Annotated in this window: 2 protein-coding genes; one reads left to right on the forward strand and one right to left on the reverse strand. The window is 73.2% G+C overall.

All coding sequences use genetic code 11. The features are described from left to right. Positions 1–186, forward strand: a 186-nt coding sequence (locus GL263_RS25885) for a DUF5713 family protein (protein WP_228456831.1), incomplete at its 5' end; no start/stop codon positions are given. Positions 187–305: 119 nt separating this feature from the next. On the opposite strand, the gene GL263_RS25890 is transcribed toward GL263_RS25885, so the two are convergent. Next, complete coding sequence (locus tag GL263_RS25890; protein ID WP_182858166.1) at positions 306–1,571, reverse strand: LolA family protein; 1,266 nt, start codon at positions 1,569–1,571, stop codon at positions 306–308. Positions 1,572–1,870 lie beyond the last annotated feature (299 nt).

Below are 1,870 nucleotides of genomic sequence, written 5' to 3' on the forward strand. Positions count from 1 at the left end.
GTCTACGCGCTCACCCACGCGGCGACAGAGGAGTTCAACGAGTTGGACGAGGCGCTGGGTGAGGCGGGCAGCGGGATAGAGACCGTCGCGCGGGAGGAGATAGCGGAGGACTTCGCGTTCATCGCCTCGGCCTACGGCTTCGGCAACGCGGATGTGGAGGAGCTGATAGCGCCGCGGGACTGGTGAGACGCCGAGGCCCGCGCCTGGCAGGGCATCGGGGCGTGGGACGGGTGCGGCCCCGGGCGCGCCCAGGGGGGAGGCGCGGCCGGGGCCGGTGGTGGCCGCCGTGGGCGGCCGGAGGTGGGTCAGTGGTTGGCGTTGGCGGCCTTGATGAGGCCGTCCTTGGTGACGGCGCCGACGTAGACGGTGCCGTCGTCGGTGATCAGGGTGTTGACCAGGCGGGTGCTGAAGAGGCGGCCGGTGCCGAAGTCGCCCTTGACCTTCTTGGTGTAGGCGTCGACGAGGTCGCCGGCCTGGCCGCCCTCGGGCAGGCCGCCCTCGGCGCCCTCGGCGTCGCCCTTGATCATGAGGATGCTGTTCCAGCCCTCGCCGATGACCTTGCCGCCTTCGGCGCCCTCGGCGCCCTCGGTGTCGCCGGGGATGGCGGGGAGGTCGCCGAGGCCGGGGATGGCGTCCAGGCCGGGCAGGGCGCCGTGGGCGGAGCCGTTGCCGTCCGCCTCCATGTCGACGTCCTCGGGCTTGACGATCTTGGTGCCCTTGGGCGGCGCGAAGTCGAAGGTGGAGGCGGCCGGCTTGGCGAAGTCGACGCTGGTGAAGCCGATCTCGCCGATCGGCTTTCCGCCGTCGCGGCTCTCCAGGCTGACCTTCAGCGGCATGCCGTTCTTGGCGTCGACGGCGATGCGGACGGAGTCGACCGTCGAGTCGGGGGCGTTCTTCGGCTTGAGGGCGAGCTGGTAGGCGTCGCGACCGGCGAGGCGGGTGGTGCCGTCGACGGAGACGGTGGTGGTGTCCTCCAGCGCGTCGAGCAGCTCCTTGGCGGCCTGCTGGGGGTTGGTCTTCTCGATACCGCCGCGGCCGCCCGGGGTCTTCGCGTCGGAGTCGGCCTCGGCGTCGGCGTCCTCGTCGGGGGCGGTGGCGCGGAAGGCGGTCTTCGCGGCGGCGTCGTAGGCCCAGACGGTGCCCTGGTTGTGCACGAAGGTGTAGTCGCCGGCGTCGCTGACGAGGGTGGCGCGCTGGCGGTCCTCGCCGTCGACGGCGACCTTCAGGGTGTTCTCGCCCTGGAAGAGGGCGGCGAGGCGGGCGCTCGGGTCGAGGTCGGCGTCGGCCCCGGAGGCGCCGGCGCCGGCGGCGCCCGCGAAGTCCTGGAAGAGGCCCTGCAGGTTCTCGCCGGGCAGGCCGAGGCTGGTGCGGGTCTTGACGGTGCCGCTGAACTGCTCGACGTCCGACTCGGCCACCTTGGCGACCAGCTCTTCAGCGGTGATCTTCGGCAGCTTGGGGTCGCCGTTGTCGGCGAGCGCGGGGACGAGCCCGACGCTCGCGACCGCCACGGTGATGACGGCGACGGGCACGGCGTACCGGGCCGCCTTGCTGCTGGCTCGCGTGGTCGACATCTGGCATTCCTCCGTGTTGGGCGGCGCCACCCCCTCGGCCGCCCGTTCACCGAAACCGGTGCGGGGTGGTGGTTCCATGGCACCAGAGTCGGCGGCCCGGGGCGTCAGCCCCCGGGCTGGAGTGGGGTACGACCACGGGATGACACCGGGCGGCCGGCGGGTCGTCTTCCCGTAGGGGAAGAACCGGGGCCCGTGGTGGGAACCCGAGCCCGCACGCCGGGCGGCCGGGGCCACGCGGCCGGGGGTCAGCCGGCGCGGTGGACGACGGCGTCGCAGAGGTGGGAGAGGGCGTCCTTGGC

The organism is Streptomyces durbertensis (assembly GCF_014156695.1).
In the GTDB taxonomy this organism is placed as follows: Bacteria; Actinomycetota; Actinomycetes; order Streptomycetales; family Streptomycetaceae; genus Streptomyces; species Streptomyces durbertensis.

What these genes read in the sequence shown, in the direction of transcription:
- GL263_RS25890 (WP_182858166.1), bottom strand. Translation starts at nt 1,571, where the DNA reads ATGTCGACCACGCGAGCCAGCAGCAAGGCGGCCCGGTACGCCGTGCCC.